Below are 26633 nucleotides of genomic sequence, written 5' to 3' on the forward strand. Positions count from 1 at the left end.
TAAAATATAGAAATATTAGCTCTTTTATAATGAAAGGAATGGTACATATGATAAATAAATTGAAAGAAAACATCGGATCTGTGTTTGTTGGGAAAGAAAATGTTATTGATCTACTGCTCGTTTCACTTCTTGCTGATGGACATGCACTACTCGAAGACGTGCCTGGTACTGGGAAAACGTTACTGGCGAAAACCATTTCCAAAAGTATTGGTGGTAGTTTTTCTCGCGTTCAATTCACCCCCGATGTACTTCCAAGTGATATAACAGGTATTGAATACTTCAACCCAAAAACAAGCGAATTCGAATTAAGAATTGGACCAGTTATGACAAACATTTTGCTGGCAGATGAAATTAACCGTGCAATGCCGAGAACGCAGTCGAGTTTGTTAGAAGCGATGGAAGAACGACAAGTGACACTCGAAAAACAATCTACGCCTCTGCCGAAACCGTTCTTTGTTATTGCGACGCAAAACCCAATTGAATCACAAGGGACTTTCCCTCTTCCAGATGCACAGCTTGATCGCTTTTTAATTACGATTTCAATCGGTTATCCTACTCCTGAAGATGAGCTACAAATGATGCGACGTTTTCGGAACGATTTACCATTAGAAAGTGTCACATCTGTCATCTCATTAGAAGATATTTTAGAATCTCAAAAACGAGTAAAAGAAATATTTGTTTCGGAACCGTTAGAACATTACATTATTAAACTTGCTCATGCTACAAGAAATCATGATTATATCGCTAACGGTGTAAGCCCACGTGCTACATTAGCTTTAGTACGTGCTGTTCAAGCTTTAGCCTTTTTACGCGGGAGAGAATATTGCACACCAGAAGATATACAATTGTTAGTTCCTTCTGTTTGGAATCACCGTATCGTCTTATCAATGGAAGGTGCATTACGTACGACAAAAAATGATATTATGAAAAGTATTTTAAAAGAAGTTGACGTACCTGTGGAGATTGAGCAAGCATGAATGGACAGCGTGTTGTAACTGTGCCTTTATTTTTTCAACTCCATATTATTCAACTAACCGTTCCAATCGCGTTACTTTTCACATTCTTTTTCCCGCAACGAATGCTTATGTTTCTCTTTTTCTTCTATTATATATTTGCGATTTTTATTTATAAATATGTCGCTTTCATAGAGAAGAAGTTTCAAATCATAAATGAGAAACAAACTACACGGCTTTTTCCTGAGGAATCTGGACAGTTTTTTATTCATTTAAAAAATGGAGCCAGCATACCGCTCGTTAATGGTGTTTGTTACTTTCATTTAAATTCGTCCCTTATACCGCATAAAGAGCAAGGCATTGAACAAATATCAAAAACATTATTCTCTTTCCCATTTTCACAACCCGCACATTCGGCACAAAAATGGGGTTTAACATTAACCGCAACGAAGCGTGGTGTGTTTCAAATTGAACAGTTTGAATGTGTATTAAAAGATCCATTTCATCTATTAACTGTACATTTACCTGTTTTTGATAAATTAAGGACTGAAATTATTGTGTATCCTTCTCCTAAAGAAGTAGCAGGTTTGCAAGAACTTCAGCAACTTTTGAATGGATTTTATCGAACGAATTTTTCTTTTTACAATGATGAAACATCTATTATCGGTGTAAAGCGATATGAGCGTGAGTCTTTCCGCTCTATTCATTGGAAGGCATCTGCTAAAATGCAACAATTACAAGCGAAGCAATATGAACCTGTAAAAAATTATAGTTGGACGATTTGTCTTTCTTTAGCTGCCGATCGTGGATTTGGTTGGAAAGATAATGTAGAAGAACTTATTTCATATGCAACATACATTTTCCAGTACACAACGAAGCACCACATTCCGTTTGAATTGTTTATTAGTGTATTAGCAGAAGGCGGTGCATTACATGTACCGTTAAATGAAGGACAAACACAATATGCAAAAGCTTTAGAAGAATTAGCCCGTATTTCAGATGATAGTACGTTACTTCCGAAACAAGGATTCCTTCATTATGTAAAGAGAAAGAGAGAACGATCGTCTACAATGATATACATTGGTTTACAAAGAAATGAACTCCCTCTTCTCTCGCAGCCAACGTTTCTCATTACTAGTGAAGGGATGGTGGAACCAGTTGAAAACTTGGCTATATCACATTCATGATTTCATTCTGCTCCTCCTGCTTTCATTATTAACAGAAAGAGATGAACTAATTAGTATTGCAATATTTTTAACAACAGGCTATATTGGAGTATTTCTTATTCATAAATTTATGCAGAAAAAAACAACAGGATTTGTAATACTTTTAGTTCTTCAAATCGTTCTTTTCTCTTTATTTTTACCTTTTTCTCTTTTTGGCACAATCATATTACCACTATTTTTCTTTATCGTACATGCGATCGGACCTGGATATCCAGTTCAAAAATCTTTAGGTGGTATTGTATGGTTTGTTGTTTCAGCTATATTTTATGCACCCTTTCCACCGTTGTGGAAACTATTAATGTTAGCCTTGCATCTTATGATTACATTTTGGTTAACCGGGGCAAATCGCAAACAACAACTATTACGTTTTGCTTCTATCATTATGATTGGCTTAATGAGTATATTAATTGTTCAAGTATTTCCTTTCATTCGACTTATTTTTGGTTTTATAACGGAAGTAGTCGCATTAGGCGTCGGCTATGCTTTAATGCCATTAATTAAAGCAGCGGAATTAAAAGATACTGAAGATGTTTGGGCAAATAAAGGACATCTCTTAAAACCCAAAATTGAAGACGGAAAAAAAATTCCTGATTTTGATCCAATACTCATAAATAGCGCTACAATAATAGTCTGTACAGCTATCACTATTTACGTCGTTTGGAAAATAGTAAAAAAACGAAAACATTTAAGTTTACCAAATATGCCCGCCTTCGAATCTACTATCATTACTGATAAAGAAGGAATAAGCCAAAATCGTTTTAAACGAAATAAACCGCCACATAACGAAATTCGGAAGGAAATTTTCAAGCTAGAGAGTAAGTTAACCCCTCCTTTAAATAGAAAACGGGGAGAAACTGTTGAGGCTTGGCTAGAAAGAATAAACGATGAAGAAGATGTAAATATTCAAAGTGATATTATTATAGATGCTTATAATACGGTGCGTTATTCAAATGGTGCAAACACTGTACTTCTACATGAATTTAAGGAAGAGATTCATAAGCTTTATGCATATCAAAAAAGTTTGAAGAAACGAAAGAAATAACGTAACAAAAAGACTCCTATATTTGAACTGAACCCAAAAAATTAGACAAATATATTAAGCAGCTACTAAGGATTGAACTCTGTATTGCACAGGGGACAATCCTTTTAGTTTTGTTTTAATTCTTTTGTGATTGTAGTAATGAATATAAGTTTCTAGTTCTTGCTTAAATTGTTCCATACTTTCAAACTCTTTAAGATAAAGTAATTCAGACTTTAATAAGCCAAAGAAATTTTCCATGACTGCATTATCTAAGCAATTTCCCTTACGGGACATACTTTGGATAACGTTATGTTTTTTAAGCGACTGATGATATTGTCGCATTTGATAATGCCAACCTTGATCCGAGTGTAAAATAGGAGTTTCCTTATCATTCAAACATTGAAACGCCTTATTTAACATTTTAGAAACAAGGGAATAGGCAGGTCTATGTTCTATATTGTAAGCTATAATTTCTCCGTTATATAAGTCTAAAATGGGTGATAGATATAGTTTTTTACCATGTAAGTGGAACTCCGTCACATCTGTTACCCATTTCTCGTTTGGTTTTGATGCGTGAAAATTACGTTTTAAAATATTAGGAGCGAATTTCCCGACAGTCCCTTTATATGAACGATATTTTTTAATCGAACAAGACATTTTAATCCCAGGATATTCATTAAACGTCGAACGGTTTTATGATTTAATGCATGGCCTCGATTACGTAATTCCAATGTAATACGACGATAACCATACCTCCCAAAATTCTCACTAAAAATCTCTTTAATTAATTCTTTAACTTTCTTATATTTATCTGGACGTTTCGCTTGTTTCATCCAGTAATAATACGTACTACGAGCGATATTAGCGACTTTCACAAGGTCAACGACCTTATATTTATGCCTTAATTCATAAATCAATTGCGCTTTGTCTTGGTCTGTGATGTTTTCTTCTTTTGAACTAAGGCATTCAACTTTTTTAAATAGTCATTTTCCATACGCAGACGTTCATTCTCTGCTTGTAGCGCTTCTATAGAACCTTCAAGAAATACTTCGTTTTGTTTTAAATGTTGTAGCTTAGCTTTTTCTTTGGCCATGGTTAGACGCCCCTTTTTCTTTGATTTTAGGGCATCTAATCCTTCTGTTTCATAAGCTACTTTCCATTTTCGGAGTGTTTCGCAAGAAGGAATATTAAAAAAAGCAGCTGTTTCTCTCAGAGATGTCCCATTTTCATTCATATAATGAATTACATCTAGTTTATACTCGAGAGGGTAAGTTGTATAGCGTTTTTCAAACGCCTTTTCCCCTGAAAATTCAAACCGTTTAATCCATTGATAAAGTTCTCTAGGATGAACCCCTATAGAATTAGCAATGGTTTTTCCGCCTTCCGTACCTTCTAGATATCGTTTTACTGCTTGTATTTTATCTTTTGAAGAAAATTTAGCCATAAAAAATGCACCTCCAATTGTTAGTTATGTGTCTAACAATTGGGGTGCACTTCATATTCATAGGAGTCTTTTTATACTTCTACGTTGCTTTTTAAATGGAAGCATTCTTCCCTGCTTCAATTTCTAATGACTCTTCATGCCACCAAAGTGTTTCTTCAGGATCTTCTTTAGCGATTTGGTGTGCTTCTTTTTTCGTTTCTACTGTAGGATATGAACCTTTTAGCGCACGCCCTGAAGTCGTAACGAATAGTACACTAAATACAACTAATCCAATAATACTTACACCTGCTAAATAAAATGCCGGTGCGAGCGGGTTACCAGTTGCATGAACTAAGTATGAACATACGAGCGGTGTTGTTCCACCGAATATCGATACAGAAATATTAAATGAGATCGAAAGTGCTCGATAACGTACATCAGTGAAAAAGAGTGATGGTAATAATGAAGGTAATGTTCCTTCATATACACTTAAGAAGAAACCTAGTACGAAAATACCTGCAAATATAGCTGCAATATGTCCGTTACCTATTAGTAAAAATGCTGGAATTGCAAATACAGTTAAACCAAGTAAACCAATTTGCACAACGCGTTTATTACCAATTTTATCACTTAATTTACCGAAATATAGTGCTAGTGGAATCATAAGTGCCATCGTAATAGAAATAATTAATAAGCCTGTTGTTTCTTCGACTTTAAGTACTTGAGTTAGATAAGAAGGAATATACGAAAGAATCATATAATTTGTAATATTAAAGAAGGCGACAATTACTGTGCTTAATAAGAAGTCTTTTTTGTGATATTTAATAATATCCATAAATGAAAATTGCTCATTGTCTTCAGATTCCTCTTGTGCTTTTTCCATCTCTTCAAAGATTGGAGATTCATCTAGATGACGGCGTAAGTATAAACCGACCAAACCAATTGGTGCAGCTATTAAGAATGGAATACGCCATCCCCAGCTGAGCATTTGCTCATCTGTTAACAATAACGTCAAAATGGTAACAATTACCGATGCAGCAATGTAACCTGAGAGTGTTCCAATTTCAAGACCACTACCGAGTATACCACGCTTTTTATCTGGAGAAGATTCTGCGATATAAACCATTGCTCCTGAATATTCGCCGCCTGTAGAGAAGCCTTGAATCATTCGGGCAACTAAAAGTAGTATTGGTGCCCATACACCAATTTGTTCATAGGTTGGTAGTAATGCGATGAATAATGTAGAAAGTGCCATTAAAATAATAGTAGTACTTAACACGATTTTTCGGCCGTACTTATCTCCTATTCTACCAAAGAATACACCTCCGATTGGTCGAACGAGAAAGGCTGCTGCAAATGTACCGAATGTAAGTACAAGTTGCAATCCACTATTATCAACACCTGAGAAGAATAATTGACTTAAAATTACCGCTAAATACGCGTATAATCCGAAGTCAAACCACTCCATTGCGTTCCCTATACCAGTAGCAATTACTGCTTTCCTGGCTTGTTTAGGATTGACAATATTAACGTCTTGAGGTTCAAAATTTAAATCATTATTTTGTTGCATATAATAAAACAGCTCCTTATTTAATTTAACTTCTTTAAGCACACCTTCTCTTATTGAATAAAATTAATTCGAAGCACTTAAGGAAAAACAACGTCTCCTTATCTGTTATTATTATTTCACATAATTAATTATTTGTCCAATTAAATGCTCTTTTTATATAAAATTAAACCCTGTTTAACTTGTTATAAAATGACGTTTAGCTTATATAATATATACCTTTACACTACAAATGAAACTTTCATTTATTTATATTTATAACGTTTCTATAATTGCTTCCTCTAACTTAGAAATCAGTAACTTTTACTTAAGATTTGCATATATTTAAAAAGTGAACTCATTAACTCGAATTCTGTTTTATTACATTTAACTATAATATTATTATAGTTTTAAAGGAGGCTCTTTTATGTTGGAAATAATACTTTTACTTACTACTGTTTCTTTTCTCTTCATTATTTCTGGATTTTTCATTACCTTAAAACAATATAAAGAAATAAAAAATATAAAGACTATATTAACTACAAAAAAAGAAAATGAGAAAACTACATCCGAAAACTCAATCCCTATGCAATTAGACCTTAGCGTTCTCAATAATTTACTCGCGTCTGGAATAAATAAAGGTTCCAATTCAAGTAATGAAAATTCTAAGTCTGATAAAACTAAATAGTCGTTACGTATATAATAAAATATATATCTCCTATTTTATCTAACCTTATTAATAACTACCTCTGATTAAAAAGGAGACTACTTATGTGTAAAAATCCGATTTCTATTATTATTCGTATACAGCATAACATAAAAGTTTTACCTGAAATTTTGAAAGCCTGTGAACAACTACAGCCTTTAGAAATTATCCTTACTATTAACGGATGTATCGATGATTCCATTGATATTGCACAATCTTACAATTGTAAAATTATCACATTAGAAGAACCGACAGAATCAACTAATTGTTATGTAATTGGTGCCAAAAAAGCAAAAGGTAAGTACCTCTTATTTTTAGATGCAAATTACAATATCCCCCCTTCCTTACTTAAACAATTTCTTCAACCATTACTAGATAAATCAGCTGACTTAGTATTAAACAATTTAGATGATTTTTTTTATCAAAAGCAAAAGCCAACTATAGAAATGATTTGGCAGCAAGTTACGAATCATTTCTTTCATCGTCCAGATTTACATGTTAACTCACTATTATTTCCTCCCTACGCGGTAACAAAGGAAATTCTTGAAGCAATTACTCCAGAAAGTTTATTAAATCCGATATTAGCACAAATGAAAATTATTAAAAATAATTTTCGCATTAGCAATCATTTTAAAATTTCTATACCGCAAATTCCCTCCTTCCCCTCAAAACAACTCATTCGTTATCACCTAGAAGCAATTGAAAATTGGGTAAATATATTACAAGATTCAAGAGGAAACTATACTGATAATAATCGAAGGCGGGATATTATTTTAGAACTTCAAAACGGCGAACAAAGAGCTATATCCAAAATAATTACAGGTAAAGAGTTTTATTCAAATACTTATGGAAATAAACAATTATCCATCATTATCCCTGTTCAAAATGAAGAAAAAACGATAGAATCTATCATTTTTGAGGTGCAGAAATTAAAACCTTTAGAAATCATCATTATTGTTAATGGATCAACAGATAAAACAGAGGAATTGGCGAAGAATTGCGGTGCAACAGTTATTACTTACAAAGAAGCACTCGGCATTGATACCGGACGTGCCGTTGGTGCATATTTTGCAAAAGGTGATATATTATTATTTATTGATGGTGATTTCTTAATTCCTAGTTCTGATTTATTACCATTTGTACAATCTGTTCAAAATGGAACCGATTTAGCTTTAAATAAATTAGAGCACTACTACATGTATCGTGTTCCTTATACTATCGTAACTGCATGTAAGCATGTTGTTAATTTAGCATGTAATCGAAAAGATTTAGGTATGGGCTCCACAACTGCTGTCCCTCATGCTTTTAGTCGAAAATGCATTGATACAATTGGGTTTGATTCTCTTCTTTCACCAACCTTAAGTCAAGTTAAAACAATTTTAGCAGGATTGCATGTACAAAATGTTCATTCTATCGACGTTGACAAGATAAATCGAGTTCGACCAGAAAAACACTTCTCGCAGGAAGGCTACCTTTCATTAGCAACGCAACAAATCATTGGTGATCATATAGAAGCAATTTCTTACCTCATCGAACAAAAAAGAAACACTGAATGCTTTTAATTGTATATTCTTACCACCAAATAATATATGAATTTATTTTAAATATATAGCAAAATAAAAAAGATGGTTGTAACCATCTTTTTTATTTTCACATTAGATCAAAAGAAAAGTAGCAGGCAGGCTTTTCATTTCTGTATCTTTCTTAAGAAGTTTGAAAATAGAGGCTTGTTAATGAAGAGTCAACACTTAAATCATCTTTTAGTGCAATTGAGAAACATGCAACTAATGGTAAAGTAATAACAATTGATCCACTAGGACTAATTACAATAGTAGGACTTGTCCCACATGTGCCTCCACAATCGACTACTGCATCAATTCCACTACCAGGGGTAATTGTAATTTTAAGACACACATCTAAACAAACATTATTCGTAGTACATGCCATAACTCTCCCTCCTTTCTTTTAACAATATATGCAGTAAATTAAATTCGGACACGACTCTCTTACTAAGTCTTATAAATTAGATGTTATTTTATTATTAACTGCATAGAAAATTAACGTTTTATTAAACTATCTAAATCAACTAAAAAACTCAAATCATCCTTTACTGAAATAGAAACACATATAATAAACGGTATTACATTAAAATTAGATAAACATTCATCATTGCACCTTACGAATATTTCTGCCCCACCATTTGGATTGACTTTAGTTTCTAAAGAAATATTAAAACAACTTTTATTGATGCAAGACAAGATATTCCCTTCTTTCTTATATCTAATATCTATTTATCCAAAAATAAAAATACAACTTTATTTACCCTTTACCTTCCATACTTAAAATAAAAAAGATAAAGGCTTCTTCATATATAAAGAAGCCTTTACCTTTTAGTTACTTGTTCATTTACTATCAGTCAGTGAAACATGCTCTTCACTTGTACCTGAGCTAAAAATAATAAAAATTTTTGATTTTAGTTTCATTGCAATACTAAATATCGTCAAGTTGCATAAATGAAATGTTTAAGTTACTCATTCAATAGACAAATTTACCTTTTAAAATAAATCTTTAAAATCCTTATTCTTCAATAAATATGAAAGTCCTTCTAAATGATCCCCAGTAATTCTCAATACAGCTGGTGGATGTCCTATCGTCGCAAAATGCTCTTGTGGCCGAATACGATTTGGTTTCATTACATCTACAAAATGGACACATCCGACTTTATACCCTTCTAATATTGCCTTTACTTGTGCAACACACGCTGTGTGAAGAGTGTCCCAGCCAATTCCCTCTAAACATTTTCTACTAATAGCATGGGGAACAGCAATTGTAGATCCTACCCCTAAATCTTTACGGTTACAAGCAATATTCAAAATATATTTATATAAACTTACAATATATAGAGGAAATCTAAGATTTAAATTTAAATCATTTAAAACCATATCAACACCATCCGCAACAGCTTGCGTTAACGGATGAAGATCTTTTGCTGGAATAGCAAAATCAGCATCAATAAAGAGAAGTATATCCCCTGTGGCTTCTTGTGCACCAATTGCCCGTCCTACATCATGCCCTAATCTTTCTTCATAAACAATTACTGTTGCCCCTGATTGCTTAGCGATTACTTCTGTCTGATCTGTTGACCCATTAATGACAACAATTATTTCTTTCGGTTCAATTTTTCTTGCCTCAAGAATAACTTCTTTAATCGTTGCTTCTTCATTTTGTGCTGGTATAATAATTGATAACTGTTTTCCATTATAAATTGATGAATTCATTCCCCATCCTTTATGGAAACGTGAATAATTCTTTTGTTTTTTTAACTGCTCTATAATTTCTCTTTTTCTTCCTCCATCTGTATAGTTACCTCTATCATCTTTTCGTTGTAACCAACTCTCCAAAGCTTTTATATTTTCTTTAATCTCATATACTTCTAATTTAGTTAATTCATTTTTATAGAAAGAGGTTTCGTTTGCGGGCATATTATTCAAGGAGGTGTTAGTGATGGCTGACGAGGATTGTAGTCGCCACCCTTTCTCAATAAGAGTGACTTGGGACAGAATAGGGTTCTGCAAGATATCATATCCAATGTCTTCAATTGCTTTTTTAGTAATAGCATATGGCATAGATAACATCGAATCATATTTTAAATCCATACGCCCCAATACATCGTTTACTATTTTTCTATACACCATAGCAATACTTGGCCATTCTACTCTCATCTTTTCAAAACATACGGAGTCTATGTTATTTAAGATTACATCCTGTTCCTTTTTCAGTATCGGTTCTATAAATCGCTCTAATTCTACCGAAAAAATAACATCTTCCCCATCTAAAAATAAGACTACATCACCATTGGCGATTTTTGCCCCATGAACTGGTGCTTTCCGTTTACTTTTCTCCTCAATCACAACAACGTTACTTTCAACAAATGTTGGTATAGATTGTATCGCACTCATTCTATCATCAGCTACAATAATAATTTCTATTGGTTTTATATGCTGCACTTTATTTAAAATTTGATTCAATTTTGATTTTTCTTCTCCTAAAACTATAACGACTGATAGGTCCACTTCTTTTTGTTCTTCTTTTACAGTCTGATTAGGTTTTACTTTTTTTATATATTCAATTGTTTCACTCTTCCCTACAGCTGCATGCCCTGCTTTTTTATCAAAATATAAGTCAATTATAATTTGATTTACTTCCGTGTCTTTATCAAGTTGCTCTAATTCAGAAATAAATGGTAGTAAATGATTTTGCACATCAAATTCACACGCGAAATTTTGTAAAAAATAAATATTCGGTACATATTTAATGTGATTAAAAAATTTCACAACATTAATTCTTTCGCCAAATTTCTCCTCAATTTCTTCTCTTGATAAATTTGGATAAGACAAATCGAAAACTAGATTTATTGGTACAGGTATCCATTTTAATAAATTTGTTTGAGGATTATTAATTAAAGCTGTGGAGCCCTTAACGAATCCAGCTAAAATTAAAGACATAAATCCTCCCCCGGAACTGCCATAAAACAACACATTTTTCGAATCAACTTTTAACTTTACAAATACTATTTCTAAAATATTTGCTATATCTTGTAAATAAAATCTATTTAACTCTCCCTGTCCCCAGCCTAAAGATAATTTTCCAAGATATAACGTAGGGTCATTATAATATATAACAGTATCTTCAAATTCATCCATCCAAGAATGTCGATGAAAAATAGGTGGACCAATTGGCTGTTCTTGAAACCCACCTGCTCCGGATCCAAAAACAATAGTGTTAGAAGCATCGGGCTTAATACGAATTAAAAATTCATACGTTACTTTATCCCAATCAACCTTGAGTATAAATGGTTCTGTAATTTGAAAATCCATTTGCCATAATTGTTCATATGAAATGTTAATTTTTTTGTACTGGTCTAACAGTTTAATCACCCTTTCCATCTATTTCAAGATGTTCTATTAAGTAAGAGAGAGCTTCAACGTGATCACCAATTATTCTTAATACTGCCGGAGGATGTCCATTGTGACTTACATTCTCCATTAAACGAATTCTATTCGGTTTTACAACATCAACGTAATGTACACATTCTACTCTATACCCTTGTAATATAGCTTTTACTTGTGCAAGACTAGGGCATAGTAAGCTTTCCCAGCCTATTGCATCTAAACATGATCTACTCATAGCATGTGGAATTGCTACTAATGAGCCATTGCTTAATTCTGGACGATTATATGCTAAATTAAGCATATATTTTACGACGTCTACAACATAAAACGGAGGATGTAACATCGGATTCAAATCATTTAATGCTATGTCTACACCAGCTGAAACTGCTTTTGTAAAATGATGCAAATTACTTCCTGAAACACTAAAATCACCATCAATAAATAAAAGAATATCTCCTGTAGCTTCAAGCGCTCCAATAGCACGTCCAACATTATGACCAAGTCGTTCGTTATATTCAATAATAGTAACACCAAGTCTTTTAGCAATATTAGCCGTTTGATCTGTCGAACCATTTACAACGACAATTATTTCTAGTGGTTCTATTTTTCTCGCCTCAAGTATTACTTGTTCTATAGTCTCTTCTTCATTTTGTACTGGTATAATGACAGAAAGTTGTTTCCCGTTATAAATTGAAGAATGCATTCCCCAGCCTCGATGATACGAAGGATACTGCTTGCTTTCACCTAATCTTTGAATAATATCTCTTCTTTTTCCTGCATCAGTAAAACCTACTCTTCTTCCCTTTTTCTCTATCCATTTGGATATACCAATTAAATATTTTTCCACTTTCTCTTTTTCATTTTCTAATAATTCTTTTTTAAATAAATACCCTTCTTCTTCGAACATTTCATCTTTAGATAACGTTCTTATTGCATATTGATCGTTAATCCGCCAGCCTTGATTCACTATGTTCATATGAGCTAGAACGATATCTTTTATATAATCAAAGCCGATATTTACCACTACTTCTTTCGTAAGTGCATATGGTAATGAAAGTATTGAATTGCTTTTTAAATCTGGTCGACTTAAAATTTCATTTAACATTTTTCTCCAAATAATATCCATATTCGGACATTTACCAACTTCTATAAATTTATCTATTCTGTTTAATACTACATCCGCCTGATTTGTAACAACTGGCTCAATAAAATTCTTCATTTCAGTTGAAGATAATAAAAAATTACTATCTACAAATAACAATACATCTCCTTTTGCTGCCTTTACAGAAGCTTCATACCCATCATAATACGTACTATATTTATCCATCAAAACAATATGGCATTTATGTTTCTTTGCTATTTCATACAAATTACTTCTATCGTTAGGAACGAAAATTATAATTTCAAGAGGATTTAGCTTCCATATAGATTGAATTGACTCTTCTAATATTTGCTCTCTTTCACTATACAAAATAATAACCGTTAACGATTTCATTACACGCCCCCTTTACACATCATGTGACATAAAATATTAAGTATTACCATTTCCTGTGAATTCGCTACTTTATTAACATATTCAAAAGTGAATTATACTGTGTAAAAACAACCGTCTATTTTTGAAAATATAAGTTCTGCACTTACCTCTTTTCTCTTATCATTGTTTGTTACAACTCTCACCATTTAAAAATAAAAAAAGTCCTAATTTCTTTAGGACTCTTTTAAATAAACTTATCAATATTATTAATTTTATATACTACCTTTTTCCATGTTATACCGCGATCTTTTGTAGTAAATATTTCTTTTTTATTACACGCCCAACCTTTACGCCGATTAAAAAAATGCAAACAAAATACATTTTTTAATAATGGATTGCTTGATACTTTAATCCATTTTGCTCCTTTTTTTATTATTTGATACACACTCCCATTTTCACTATTTATAACCCAGCCATAATAGGAACTAAAAAACGAAACAGCCACTTTACTAGTATTTATTGTTTTATTTGAAATATGCCACGAATTCCCCTTATCAAATGAGTAATTCATTAAAAATACATCATCATTCTTTTTAGTTGGTATTACTAATAAGTTATTTTTATAGATTGCTTTATAAGCCATAGCAGTCCCATTATTAATTCCTTCAAGACTTGGAATATCTTTTATAGGATGCCAACTTTCCCCACCATTTATTGTTTTAAATACCGTTGATGTTTCATAATGTTTTTGTAGTGAAATAAACCCAATTAGATCGTTTATAAATGTTATCCCTGAAATACTATCACTAATACTTATATTTTTTATTACTTTCCAAACTTTCCCTTTCGTTTTCAAATAGTATAAATTATGTTCAAATTTATTTGATGCAAGCTTTCTAGATAATACAATCCATATACTATCCATATTCGTAGCATGCAATTGTACTTGAACATCAGTCGATTTCTCCCAATCTTCTTCAACCGGTAAAATAAACTCACTCCACCTTTCTCCTCTATTAACTGTATAAAATATAGCTGGCAATAAATCGTCATTCTTTTTTGTTAAACCATATGCCCAAGAGCTTCGAGCGTTTATTGGATACCCAAATAATACAATTGAATTAAGAGGATTGACAACATCCCATTCTACTCCTCCGTTTCGAGTATATAAGGTAGCCTGCTTTTTATTTGTATATTGAATACTAGCCCAACCATATTTATCCGTTCTCATTTGTAAAGAAGTAAATTGAATATCATTATTTTCCAATATATCACCTCATTCTTATTATTTATATATTCGTATGCTATTATTTTCAAAACGTTCTATCATTAGTTATTTAAACCACCCGCTTTATCTACTATCTTTATACTTTCCCTTTTCTTCACCACTCAAATATAACGAAATTCCTTCTATTTTTCCGTTATCATATACAAACGACTATATTTTACAAAATTCAACTATAAAAAATGCACTCCAATTGTAAACTATCCCCAACAATTAGAGTGCACTTTATATAAAATATAGCTTTTAATTTTTAAGCACTTACTACAGTAGCAACCTTATCCATACAAGTAATAAATTGAGTAATAAATGTATCAATTTCTTCTTTTGTAATTATATATGGAGGAAGTAAACGGATGATATTCCCTTGTGTTACGTCAACTAATATCCCTTTCTCCATTAGCTCTACCTGTAATTTTTTCACATTTTCATTTGTATCATTTAAACTAATTCCAAACATCATACCAGCATGACGTACTTCCTGAATATAATAAGAATTTTCTTTCTGAATTTCTTGTAATTTATCATTTAAATATAGTGACGTTTCATACGCTTCGTGCATTAAACCATCTTCAATCAATGTGTTTAATACCGTTAACCCTAAAGCCGTTCCCATTGATGAATGAGCAAATGTTGTTCCATGATCTCCAGGTGCAAATACATCACATAGCTTTTCACCTACAATAATTCCTCCTAGCGGTATCCCGCCTCCTGCTCCTTTACCAATTTGAATAATGTCCGGTGTGATATTAAAGTTTTGATACGCAAACAGTTTCCCGGTTCTCCCCATACCACTTTGAATTTCATCAACGATAAGTAGTAGATTGTATTTCTCACATAAGTTTTGAACGCCATGTAAATATTCACGCGATAAAGGATAAATCCCCCCGCTTCCTAAAACCGGCTCTAGCATAATCGCAATTGGATTTTCATGAATAATTGTTTCTTCTAATTGCTCTATATTTTCGCGCTCTACTTCATATACAGGAATCGATGTTTTAGGGAAATTTTGATATACACTTTCTTGTCTCGTAAAATGAAGTGCCCCTAACGTACGCCCATGGAAACTATTCTTCAGCACTACAATTCCTTCACGTTCTTCATTCTTATTAGCTCTATATTTATCAATTAATTTCAAAGTTGTTTCTGTCGCTTCCGTACCAGAGTTTGTAAAAAAGACCTTTCCGTTTTTTAATGAGCAATCCACTAATTTCTTTGCATACTCAATCGCAACTGGGTTTAAAAAATGAAACGGTAGATGCAACGATTTTGTAACTTGCTCCATTGTCGTTTGTACAATTTTAGGATGATTGTATCCTAATACATTTACTCCTACGCCAGAAAATAAATCTAAATACTCTTTACCATCTACATCATATAGTTTACATCCTTCTCCTCTTTCTATCGCAACCTTCGTACGACAATACGTAGACATCATATATTCTTTATCTAATTGAAACCAATCCGACATGTTAAATTCCTCCTATTTATTTTCCCTGTTTATTTCTGTTCATTCTCTATAAACTCATGTATAAATTCATTTTTCAGATTAAAATTTTAATAGTAATTTTCTTCACGATATTCATTTTTCCATAATTTCTTCTATTTCAACAGGTCCACTACATACACGTTTTTTTCATCTAGCGGTCTGTTACTACTTTGCATATCATACATAATCAAGATTATAAAATCATATTTAGTAACAATAGACGAAATAAATTTGGAGGCTATATCGATGAATGAAAACTATGATAAACAGGGGCAATCTTTACTAGGGAATCACTTTAATGAAAAAGGCGAACGTAATGAACAAGCTACCCTTCACTCACAAACAGTTGGTTCACGTGGACCTGTTCTAGAGCAAGATAGTGTACTTCACGAGACGTTACAAGAATTTATTCATGAAAAAATTTTAGAAAGACCTGTTCATGTAAAAGGATTTGGTGCGTTCGGTTATTTTCAAACGATATATTCGATGTCTGAACATACTAAATTAAGTTTTTTACAAAATTCTAATGAGAAAGTTCCTGTTATGGTGCGATTTTCGTTAGCTGTTAGTACGAAAGGAACACCGGATACTGCTAGAAATGTACGCGGTTTTTCTACAAAATTTTATACAAAAGAAGGCATTTTTGACCTTTTATGTAATCACATTCCTGTTTTTTCTGTCCGTGATCCGATGCGTTTCCCTGAAACGATTCAAGCATTATTGCCTTCACCTAAAAATAACTTAATAGACCCTAATAGATTTTGGAGTTTTGTCGCTAAAGCACCTGAATCTATTCATTTTGTTGTCCGTTTATACTCTAATAATGGTACGGCCAAAAGTCTTCGCCACATTCCAGGACATAGTGTTAATACATATGTATGGAGAAATGCGGAAGGTAATCGAAAGTATGTAAAGTATCATTGGTACCCGTTTGAAGGTGTACAGTACATTACTAGTAAAGAAGCAATTAAACTAGCTGCCGAAAATCCTGATTATAGCGGGAAAGATTTATATGATGCTATTGAAAATGGTAAACCAGTGGAGTATGGTTTATACGTCCAGCTCATGGATCCGAAAGATGAAGCGCACCTTTCTTATGATCCTTTAGATGACACAAAAGTATGGGATGAACAGACGTATCCTCTCATACCAGTCGGGAAAATGGTATTAAATAAAAATCCTGAAAATTTTATGGAACAAGTAGAAAAAGTCGCATTCTCTCCTTCTAATTTACTGGATGGTGCAGAACTATCAGATGATAAAATGCTGCAAGGGCGCGCTAACATTTACAGTGATTCACAAAGAAGAAGAATTGGTCCAGAATTTCGCAAATTAACGATTAACCAGCAGCAAGATTGGACACCTGCTAATCAAATTACAACCGGTGAAGGAAGGTACGTTGAAGGTAAACTTGAAAGAGCTTCTATAACGAAACAGGATGACTTTACACAAGCTGGTGAATTTTATACGAAGTTACAGCCAATAGAAAAAGAACATCTCGCCGAAAACTTAGCTAGTGATTTGAAAGTTATATCCGATGATATTAGGGAGATCGTTTTGGGGTATTTCAATCAAGTATCAACTGATTTGAAAACAAGCATTGAGACAAAAATGAAAGAGCATTAAGAAGATTAAAACATGCTTTACGAATGAGAATTCAGATCTATATTAATTATTTTCTTATCAAAATCCAATGAGGTTATTTAATTTAAAAATATAAAGCCAACATATCCCTGTTCTATAATTAGAACAGGGATATGTTGAATTAGTTTAATGTTTAACATTACATACTTTATTTCGCTAAAAAATGTAATAAGTAGCCTTTCAAAACAAACTATAGTAAACTATTTTACTTGTACCGTATAATTCCCTGTTCCACCACCATACTTATATACACTTAAGTAATATTTCCCTGGCTTTGCATTATAATTTCCAAGCAATTTGTTCCCATCACGTTTTGTTGCATAAGCTACATAATTATTTAAATCTGATTCAGAATATAATACCCAGTTCAATCCAAGATTTTGTTCGTTCGTAACAGAAATTTGTAAATCTTTTTGATCCTTTACATCAATAACAAATTTATCCCCCTGATCTTGATCGCTCAAGGTTCCTCTTAACAAAATATTCAAAGATAGTGGGTTTGCTGTTTCAAATGAATTATTCGGTTCTTTTTCTACAGCCGTACCTTCTTCCGTATTCACTCCGCTAAACACAACATCATATTCAAATTGCCCAGCATTATTTACACGGTAATTTACAAAATAAGCAGTCAATGTTTTATATCCAGTCCACTCTTTTCCTGAGAGACGTTTCAACATATCATTTGTTGTTTCATTCATCACTTTCCAGTCCTCAACTTCTCCTTTAGCCGCACTTCCTGTATATGTCCCCTGTAGTGTAAATGTATTAAAGAATTGTGATTTATTCTTTGTTACTTTCACATCTTTTAATTTCGCTTCATTCGTAATATCTGACGTAACGTCCGAAAGCGATTTTGGATCATGCTGAGTTAAATACTCATCTGATACTTGTGGAATTGTATACTTATCACGATTATCAATAAGCATTTGCATATAAGATTGATATTCTTCATTTAACTTATTATCTTTGCTTAATGTAGCACGGTATTCATCGTAACTTGAAACATCATTTGCGCGAATTAAATCATGTACTTTATCGAACATTTCTGGGCGCTTATTATACATATATGATTGCAGTGCAAACGAATAATTATAAAAATCCCACGTTCCATATTTCGCATTTAATGTTTGTGATGCTGTATAACGTTTTGCAGGATCATTAGATAACCCACCAATTATACTTTTTCGTGGTACTACACTATCTAATCGCGTTGCACCTGCAAAGAACTCTGCATTCCCTTCTTCAAACCATGTTAAACGTTCATTTTGATACATTTCCCCTTGGCCCCATAATCCCTGAACTTCGTACCTTCCCTGTAAGTAGTGCGTAAATTCATGGCGGAACAATTCTTCCAGACTATAAATACTTTGCTCTGGTGTACGTTCATATGTAAAGAAAGTCCCTGTCCCTTCAATATAAATCCCACCATTATTCGTTTCATATCCGTACAGTTGACGATTAAATTGATACTCATCTGGGCTATTATAAATAACCATCGTTAACACATCATCAGCATGTCCACTTTCAAGTGGTTTATCGCTACCAACTGTACGATAAAATTGAGAACGCACCTCTTTTGCCGCCCAGTATAGACGTTTAATTTTCTCTTCGCTAACTTTATCCCCAGCTTTAAAGACAATTGCACCATCATCAAACGTATACGTTTTCGGTAAATATTTCTTTTTACCCTCTTCTCGAATTTGATCTAAATTTACAGTTTTTCCATTCGCATCTATTCCTCCATAATTTGTAGTAATTTGTTCTGCCGCAACAAAGTATTGCTCTCCTAAATATGGATAAATTCGCATTGCATCTGTAACAACTTGTTGTCCTTTTGTGGGCGTGCTATGAAGCTTGCCCAATCGGCCAGCATAGTAAATTCCATTATTAATTAACCATCCGTTTTTATTTGTTACTGTACCAAGTAGTGCAAAACGATTTATTTCATTAATAAAGTTATCAATATTTCGATACCACATCGTATCTTTTGGCTCTTTGCCAGTCGTGTACATATCCGTCTGAATATCAAAGTCAATTCCCTTCATCAACTCATATATAGCGTCTCCTTTTGTTCGGTCTTCAATGAAAGTTGCAAGATTATCGTTATATTGTTTAAAAATTTCACCTGCATATAAAACCGTTTCAACATCTGCTGATGCATTTCCAATTAATTTTCCATATGATGCAATTACTTTATTTTGTTCTGATGTACCAAGTTTGAAATTTGGATTTTTTGCAATTGTTTTTAAAGCTGGTAAACATTTATCATGGTAGCTACGCTCATTTAGTTTGCTTAATTCATCATGGTAAAAACCTAAATAAAACGCTGCACGTAGAGCTTCTACTAATGTTTCAATCCCTTTTGAATCATCTTGCGTATAAGCTTGTCCTTGTTCTGCTAGTTTATTAATAATCGCTTGCATTCGGTTATCATCTTGATAGAATTTAAGACTATCACTATTAAACTGAAATAATTCTGGAATTTGATACCATTTAATTGTCACAAGAAGATCAGTTAATTGTTTATTATTTAATTGATTTAACTCAGCCATCGAATACTTTTTTTCTTCAGCTAACGGCTTAATATTATCGGTTGGTGCTAGTGGACGCTGCGATAAATCCGCTAATTTTAACCGTTTTGTAAAAGATTCATTTTCTTGTACTTTTGAAGGGTGCGCCAATTCATCAACAGATTTCTGTATTCCTACCGGCTCCATTTGTAATACGTTCTTCACATTTTTCTCTTTTGTCTCTGCTTGAATTTGCAAACCATTACATGTTATTGTCACTAGTCCAACACCAAGAATCCACTTAGAAATTTTCGAATATTTAACCATACCATTGCCCCCTAATGATTTAAATGAAAATTCAGAATTTTAAAATCAAAAAAACCACTTATTTGTATGTATTTACAGTTCCCCTATAAATACAACTATGATTAATAATGCAATAGTAGCTTGTTTTATACTATTACGAGTACAGATTCCTTACATACAATCTCCCTTCCTTACATGTAATACAAGCAAAAACCGTGCCAATCATATTTCTTATGAATAGCCAACATTCTTTTATAAATACTGTAGAATAAAATATACATAGGTGTTTCGGCAATGTATAAATCATTTGACACAAAATCTAATGTTTATGAAGAACAAATTCATTGAATGTTATAAATTCATTAGGCAGTAAATAATCCCCAATTATTAAATCTCTCAAAAAAAGGTAAACAAACATATTCCATAAAGCTAATATGTTTGTTTACCTTTTTCTATTTCAAATCAACAGCAAACTATCGTTGAATAAAATAGCATGAATAAGTATTTTGTTATTCATTTCTCTTTTTCATATAATCTTTTTCACATTGCAACGGCTTGAATTTCACTTTTTTCCCTTTCTTCTTTTTCGTTTTTATAACGAGCCATTCCCCTTTTTCAACGTCTAGTTTTAGGCTTTTCATTACATTGATATTATCTTGTTCTTTATAAAGTAAAAATGCTTCTTGCGCCCTCACAAATAGGCTGGGCTGTTCGCTAAATCTACCACTATCATAAATTTTAGTTAGCGAAGTATAATAAGAATCATTTTCCTTTCCACCATACATCAAATGGGCAGCCTCCAGATCTCTTTTACTTACTTCCCAAAAACTATGTTCATCAATATTTAAATTAAATGTGGATTTAATGTCCTGTATTATATTCTTCACATACTTTTCATCTCTAACTTTTCTTTCTTCGAGACAATCCGAAGATAACTCTGGTGCATCTGATTGGGAATGTACAACGTGTTGTATCGATACACACAGAATAAATACGCTTAAAATGTAAAATATTTTTTTCATATTTACATATCACCTCAAATGATTTAGATACTATATCATTTGAGGCTTACAATATTCTTATGCTAATAATAAGAAAGATCCTATAAAATAAAATTTTTATAGGATCTTTCCTTTTAATATTGCTTTATCAAATTCACGGGCGGGGCAACTACCTTACTACTTTTCACATCATATAATCCTATAGGTGTTACTCGTATAAAAGGCAAGTGCGTCGCAGAAAAGAATAAAATTGTAAATGCTGGATCATCATACGCGTAGCCACGCTCTTGTAGTAATTTCACCATCTGTTTCTCTTCCTGTATTAATTCTCTCATTTTTAAATTAGACATAATCCCGAGCAATGGTAATGCTATTTCGTGTAACACTTCATTGTTTTCTACTATGACCATTCCACCACCGAGATCTTTTACTCTACGAAAAGCTGTAAGCATATCTTCTTTTCTTTTTCCTATAAGAATGATGTCACCTGTACCAGAATAAGAGCTAGCAAGCCCACCTAGTTCTTTTGCAAAACCTTTCACAGCTATATTCACTTGCCAACTGCCATCACGAGCAATCATCATAAGGAAACATTCATCATGATCTGTGGACAATTCATCACAGTCTATATTGATTTCACTAGTGTATGGTTTTGTAATAACGTTATTTAATAAGTGTATCCCCGTTTTATTAGAGAAAATCATATCCTCTTTTTCTATTGACCAATCTAATGATAATGGAGTTACTTTATGTTTACTCCAGTCTATATGTAATGCCTCATGTGTATTTACACCGTCACGCTTCACCCATTTCCCCTTTGCAAGGACACTAATTGGTACTGGGTTTTCTTTACTTTCTAAAATATTGATATTAGCAATTCTACCTGTCGCAATCGAACCATGTACATGTTCCATATTATAATAACGAGCAATATTATAACTTGCCATATCGTATGCATCTATTACTGGCACTCCTTGTTTTATCGCGGTAGAAATCATAACGTTTGTCATTCCATTCTCATAAAACGAAGGATGTGAGCCGTCTGTTGTAAAAAAGAATCTATCAAACTGCTTTACGCCTAGTTCCAACAATTCTTTCAGTAAAACTTCTAAATCTGGGCGGATTGAAGAATTTCTTAGGGAAACAGTGTAACCTTGCATAAGACGAGTGAAAGCTTCCTGCCCTGTCATCGCTTCATGATCACAATCTGTACCTAACAGTTTTAACTTCGCTAAAGTCGTTTCAGATGCACCTGGAAAATGTCCTTCTACTTTCTTCTGCAATCGCTTCGTTTCCTGCATCCAAGTTAACATTTCATCATCGCCATGTAATAGTTTTGGCCACGCTGTTAGTTCGCCGCCTTGAAGAACTGCTTTATGCTTAAGCCATTCTATTATTTCTTCACGATTAAATAAAGTTTCCCCATTTTGCAATTCAGTTTGTCCATCAAAACGACACCACCAATACATACTTGCTGGAATCTTTTCAAATTCATCTAATAAACGAAATGCTTCTTCACGTTGTAATGTGAAAAATAAAGTTAAATTATCATTAATAAAAGTTGTTGTCCCAAACTGCATCGCATGATTCGCTAAAGTTTCAGGGTTATATAATTGATATGGATGTGCATGAGGTTCTATGTAACTTGGAACTACATACTTTCCATCACAATCAATGACTTCACATTCATGCAGTTGCACTGGCAGCTTTTCCCCTACATAAACAATCCGGTCATCATAGATCCAAATATTTGCTTGCATCCACTCGCGCATATAGGAATTTAAATAAGTTGCGTTCTTACATAAAATGTGCGGACTTCTTTTACCATCTATTACTTCAACATGCTCTCGTAATTGTTTATTACTCCATTTATAATGATTTTCTCCCATTGTATTCAACTCCAAATCAACTCATAATTATTTTGATTAAAACGAGAAATAATTAACTAACTAAAGTATTTTCCATTCATAACTCCCCTATTGGCGCCCTTATATCCTTCATTATATTTAATAATTTTAAAAATAACAATTTTCAGAACTACATACCTTTTTTATCCAAAATAAAAAGAATGTCATGTAACTGACATCCTTTTTATTTTTATCGTAAGCATTAAGATTGATTTTCACTTTGAAATACACTTGATGCCATATCATAAATGCAACTACTGTCCATAGTTGCGAACTTAAAAAAGCACCTCTTTTAAATATAACTATAACAAAATTCCATTCACTTTCTTTTCATCTATTTATTAAATTCAATTTGCATCATTTTATTAAACTGCGGAACAATATCGACCCCACCTATAGAGTTGAGACTGATAGCCAATGTATGTTTGCCTCCAATTACTCCCCCAGCAAAAGTTGTAAATCCAGGAATTCCTCCTCCATGCCCCCAAACTGAAACACCGTTTGGAAGTTTAGTCTCATAGATTCCAAGACCGTATGCGTCACCAACCCCTTTTCCTTCTATAGGAACTGTAGTAAGCATTTCTTTTAGCTCGCGTTCCTTCAGTAACTTACCACCGAGTAAAGATGAAAAGAACTTATTTAAATCATCCGCATTAGAAATCATATCTCCAGCTGCATTAGCTAAACTCGGATTATAATAAGTAATATCTTTCAACTCGCCTGTTCCTTCCATTTTTACATATCCACGAGCATGATTCTTTCCTGGGATGACGGGTGAATTTCCTGGTAAAAACGTATTTGATAGGTCCAAAGGTTCAATAATTCGCTTTTCGATTTCTTCCGCATAACTATTTCCAGTTATTTTTTCAATAAGCATTCCTAGTATTACGTATCCTGTGTTTGAATACAACCAGTCTTTTCCCGGCGAAAAATCTGGAGGCAGCGAAAGACCTATTTTCACTATTTCTTCTGCTGTATACGTTTTTTTCGAATTCATTATGTCCGCGTCTTTTGACTTTAAGTATTCAGCGATACCACTCGTATGATTCAAAAGTTGTCGTATCGTAATTTGATTACCATCATACCCATTTCCTTGCACGAGACCTGGTAGCCACTTTTCAATTGGATCGTCAAGTTGTAAGCGATTTTCTCCTACTAATTGAAGCACAGTCGTCGCAGTAAACGACTTCGTCACACTACCAATCCGAAAGCGATAATCCGAATTCACCGGTTTCTTTGTACTTAAGTCCGCCACGCCAGCAGTAAAACTACTAGTTTTTCCGTTATTAGACGCCTTAGCTAATATTCCTACAGCACCAAGCTGTACTGTTTCCTGCATTACTTGTTTCCAGCCATTACGATTCTTTTGATCATGTACTTGTGACGAACTAGAAATATTTTGAGTTGACTCTGCAGTCACAGTAAAACCAGGTGTGAATAGAGCAGTACCCGCTAATAAAACTGCAAAACTTGCTAACTTAATTGAATTACATTTTTTCATAAGGCTTTCTCTCCTCCATTAATATCGGATTGATTCAAGCTATACTTTCATCCTATATGATAAATCTCTCTTTTTTCTTATCCATTCCTTACGAAATACTTACGTTTAAATTTAAATACGGTAAACTGAGGAAGCGTTATGCATGCAAATAAAAAGAGAACATGTTTTCATTTTTTATGTAAACATGTTCTCTTAAACATTTAAAATTCTATATCAACTTTTCATCCTATTCTTTACACAACTAATTTATATTCCTTTTTACCAGCCCGCACTAGCATTCATACCATTTCCAATAATAGAAAGTAATAGCGGCCATAATACTGGTCCTAGTGTAAGAAATACATTTAGAAGTATGAGCATTCTATATCCAACGGTGAAATTGTGATTTTTACGATTAACAAATACTAAACTGATTAATGATATTATAGTTGTTAAAAATAATACTAACATTAGCAACCAATACCACACCATTAAACTAAGACTCCATGGTGTTAATAGCTCATGTATGATACAAAATGAGATTCCTAATACAGAAAAACTAAAACTAGTCACCGCTGTTTTTATAAGCCATTTATTTATTTTTTTATCGTATGTATTTTTACAATATAAATCTATTAAAGTATATAAAGATAAATATGCCATTAATACACCTATCCAAGACAATAACCAGTCTCCGTCCCCTTTGAATAATACGTACAGTAACCAACACATACCTACTGCTGAAAAAACAAAGGAAATAAGTATGCTTTTTAATACCGATTTCATTACATTTTCACACCCTTAAAAAATCAAAAATTAATTATAATTTATAAAAATTAAGTATAGGTTAACATGTAATGAAGTATAAGTAAATAAAGTTAATTTTGTTTATCTATTTAAATACGGTTTCATATAAGAAAATAATTCATGTTAATCAAATTTCCATATAAAAAAGAAAAGGTGAATATTTATGTATCCACCTTCCCATCTCCCTCTACCCACTTCATTATTTCTTCCACATCTAAATCCGTATACGTCTTTTCACCATAACGAACAGACTCATATAACGAGATAATATCCCTTGTTCTACAAATTCTTTTTAACCATTGTTGCATCGTTTCATAGGATCTTCTCTGTTCATGAAATGGTAATGTTCTTTCCCATTCAACTAACGTTTTTCTTATCTTATCTGTCGGTAACGGCTGTTCTAACTGATGAATGACTTTTTCATTCTTTATGCTTCTTACCGCAGTTTGCTTTGTAATCAATTCTTTCTCCTGTACTATTTCTGTTTTCGTCAAATTTTTCCTAATATACTTGTAGATGGCATATATAATTGATATTGCAATTATCACATAAAAAGCTATAGTAATCCATATATTTGAAAGAACAGAAAGCACGTCACTCCATAGACTTTCTCTTTCGAAAGGTTGAAATTTTTTACCCGTTTTCGTTCTTATACCTGTATCTTCTACTTCTTCATATTCATCTTCATCTATTTTGGAATCATCGAAATTTTCACCTATACTAGTAAAATCATAATTTCTTTCCGATATTGTCTTAGTCTTACTGAAAAAACGCTCTTTTACTATGTCTTGTACATACACAACACCTTGTGATAACGTTATCGCACTAATCGCAAAGAAAAGTATGATTAAAGTTCTTACACTCCATAACTTCACTTTCATATGCCGCTTCTTATTCACCATGACA

Annotated in this window: 19 protein-coding genes and 1 pseudogene; 6 read left to right on the top strand and 14 right to left on the bottom strand. The window is 32.8% G+C overall.

Features of this window, described 5'->3' with window-relative positions:
- Positions 1-47: 47 nt before the first annotated feature.
- Genes BHV55_RS14895 through BHV55_RS14905 form a run of 3 tightly spaced genes read left to right on the top strand, consistent with a single transcriptional unit; the run spans position 48 to position 3221 of the window.
- Positions 48-977 (top strand): AAA family ATPase, encoded by a 930-nt coding sequence (locus tag BHV55_RS14895; protein ID WP_070757972.1) that lies wholly within the window; start codon positions 48-50, stop codon positions 975-977.
- The gene (locus BHV55_RS14900) at positions 974-2140 is read left to right on the top strand and encodes a DUF58 domain-containing protein (protein ID WP_001014390.1); all 1167 of its coding nucleotides are present in this window, start codon (positions 974-976) and stop codon (positions 2138-2140) included. The genes BHV55_RS14895 and BHV55_RS14900 overlap by 4 nt, the downstream gene beginning before the upstream one ends.
- Positions 2112-3221 carry a DUF4018 domain-containing protein gene (locus tag BHV55_RS14905; protein WP_070757973.1) on the top strand — a complete coding sequence of 370 codons (1110 nt, stop codon included), beginning with the start codon at positions 2112-2114 and terminating at the stop codon, positions 3219-3221. Before BHV55_RS14900 ends, BHV55_RS14905 begins: the two co-directional genes overlap by 29 nt.
- A 54-nt stretch (positions 3222-3275) precedes the next feature.
- On the opposite strand, the pseudogene BHV55_RS14910 reads toward BHV55_RS14905, so the two are convergent.
- Together BHV55_RS14910 and BHV55_RS14915 are read right to left on the bottom strand one after the other, a co-directional pair.
- Positions 3276-4644, bottom strand: a pseudogene (locus BHV55_RS14910) (IS3-like element ISBth167 family transposase).
- Between the two features lie 91 nt (positions 4645-4735).
- Entirely contained in the window at positions 4736-6193 is a 1458-nt protein-coding gene (locus BHV55_RS14915) for an MFS transporter (protein WP_001186926.1), read from the bottom strand.
- 403 nt (positions 6194-6596) lie between these two features.
- Here BHV55_RS14915 and BHV55_RS14920 point away from each other — a divergent pair, with 403 nt between their 5' ends.
- Together BHV55_RS14920 and BHV55_RS14925 are read left to right on the top strand one after the other, a co-directional pair.
- Positions 6597-6857 (top strand): hypothetical protein, encoded by a 261-nt coding sequence (locus BHV55_RS14920; protein ID WP_000889747.1) that lies wholly within the window; start codon positions 6597-6599, stop codon positions 6855-6857.
- 83 nt (positions 6858-6940) lie between these two features.
- Positions 6941-8437, top strand: coding sequence for a glycosyltransferase family 2 protein (locus tag BHV55_RS14925; RefSeq protein ID WP_070756592.1), 1497 nt, complete (start codon positions 6941-6943; stop codon positions 8435-8437).
- A gap of 142 nt (positions 8438-8579) precedes the next feature.
- Here the strand turns inward: BHV55_RS14925 and BHV55_RS14930 are convergent, their stop codons facing one another.
- From BHV55_RS14930 to BHV55_RS14955, 6 genes are all read right to left on the bottom strand, one after another.
- Positions 8580-8822, bottom strand: a complete 243-nt coding sequence (locus tag BHV55_RS14930) for a hypothetical protein (RefSeq protein WP_000752474.1) — start codon at positions 8820-8822, stop codon at positions 8580-8582.
- Between the two features lie 110 nt (positions 8823-8932).
- Entirely contained in the window at positions 8933-9133 is a 201-nt protein-coding gene (locus BHV55_RS27500) for a hypothetical protein (protein ID WP_002103272.1), read from the bottom strand.
- A 297-nt stretch (positions 9134-9430) separates the two neighbouring features.
- Positions 9431-11752 (bottom strand): glycosyltransferase family 2 protein, encoded by a 2322-nt coding sequence (locus BHV55_RS14940; protein WP_139147406.1) that lies wholly within the window; start codon positions 11750-11752, stop codon positions 9431-9433.
- 52 nt (positions 11753-11804) lie between these two features.
- Positions 11805-13322, bottom strand: a complete 1518-nt coding sequence (locus BHV55_RS14945; RefSeq protein WP_070756598.1) for a glycosyltransferase family 2 protein — start codon at positions 13320-13322, stop codon at positions 11805-11807.
- A gap of 223 nt (positions 13323-13545) precedes the next feature.
- A complete protein-coding gene (locus tag BHV55_RS14950; protein WP_070756600.1) occupies positions 13546-14568 on the bottom strand; it encodes a hypothetical protein in 1023 nt (340 codons plus the stop codon).
- Between the two features lie 268 nt (positions 14569-14836).
- A complete protein-coding gene (locus tag BHV55_RS14955) occupies positions 14837-16054 on the bottom strand; it encodes an aspartate aminotransferase family protein (RefSeq protein WP_070756602.1) in 1218 nt (405 codons plus the stop codon).
- A 264-nt stretch (positions 16055-16318) separates the two neighbouring features.
- Between BHV55_RS14955 and BHV55_RS14960 the strand changes: the two genes are divergently transcribed.
- A complete protein-coding gene (locus BHV55_RS14960) occupies positions 16319-17698 on the top strand; it encodes a catalase (protein WP_044584581.1) in 1380 nt (459 codons plus the stop codon).
- A 218-nt stretch (positions 17699-17916) separates the two neighbouring features.
- Here BHV55_RS14960 and colA read toward each other — a convergent pair whose 3' ends face one another.
- From colA to BHV55_RS14990, 6 genes are all read right to left on the bottom strand, one after another.
- Positions 17917-20553 (bottom strand): collagenase ColA, encoded by a 2637-nt coding sequence (colA, locus tag BHV55_RS14965; RefSeq protein WP_070756604.1) that lies wholly within the window; start codon positions 20551-20553, stop codon positions 17917-17919.
- A gap of 488 nt (positions 20554-21041) precedes the next feature.
- Entirely contained in the window at positions 21042-21554 is a 513-nt protein-coding gene (locus BHV55_RS14970) for a hypothetical protein (protein ID WP_070756605.1), read from the bottom strand.
- Positions 21555-21667: 113 nt separating this feature from the next.
- Positions 21668-23422: an adenine deaminase C-terminal domain-containing protein gene (locus BHV55_RS14975; RefSeq protein WP_070756606.1), complete on the bottom strand. Its 1755-nt coding sequence runs from the start codon at positions 23420-23422 to the stop codon at positions 21668-21670.
- 352 nt (positions 23423-23774) lie between these two features.
- Entirely contained in the window at positions 23775-24941 is a 1167-nt protein-coding gene (locus BHV55_RS14980; RefSeq protein ID WP_070756607.1) for a serine hydrolase domain-containing protein, read from the bottom strand.
- 258 nt (positions 24942-25199) lie between these two features.
- Positions 25200-25706 carry a DUF3902 family protein gene (locus tag BHV55_RS14985; RefSeq protein WP_000843833.1) on the bottom strand — a complete coding sequence of 169 codons (507 nt, stop codon included), beginning with the start codon at positions 25704-25706 and terminating at the stop codon, positions 25200-25202.
- Positions 25707-25888: 182 nt separating this feature from the next.
- Complete coding sequence (locus tag BHV55_RS14990; protein ID WP_070756609.1) at positions 25889-26629, bottom strand: hypothetical protein; 741 nt, start codon at positions 26627-26629, stop codon at positions 25889-25891.
- Positions 26630-26633: the final 4 nt, after the last annotated feature.

This window comes from Bacillus sp. RZ2MS9 (assembly GCF_001816185.2).
In the GTDB taxonomy this organism is placed as follows: Bacteria; Bacillota; Bacilli; order Bacillales; family Bacillaceae_G; genus Bacillus_A; species Bacillus_A cereus.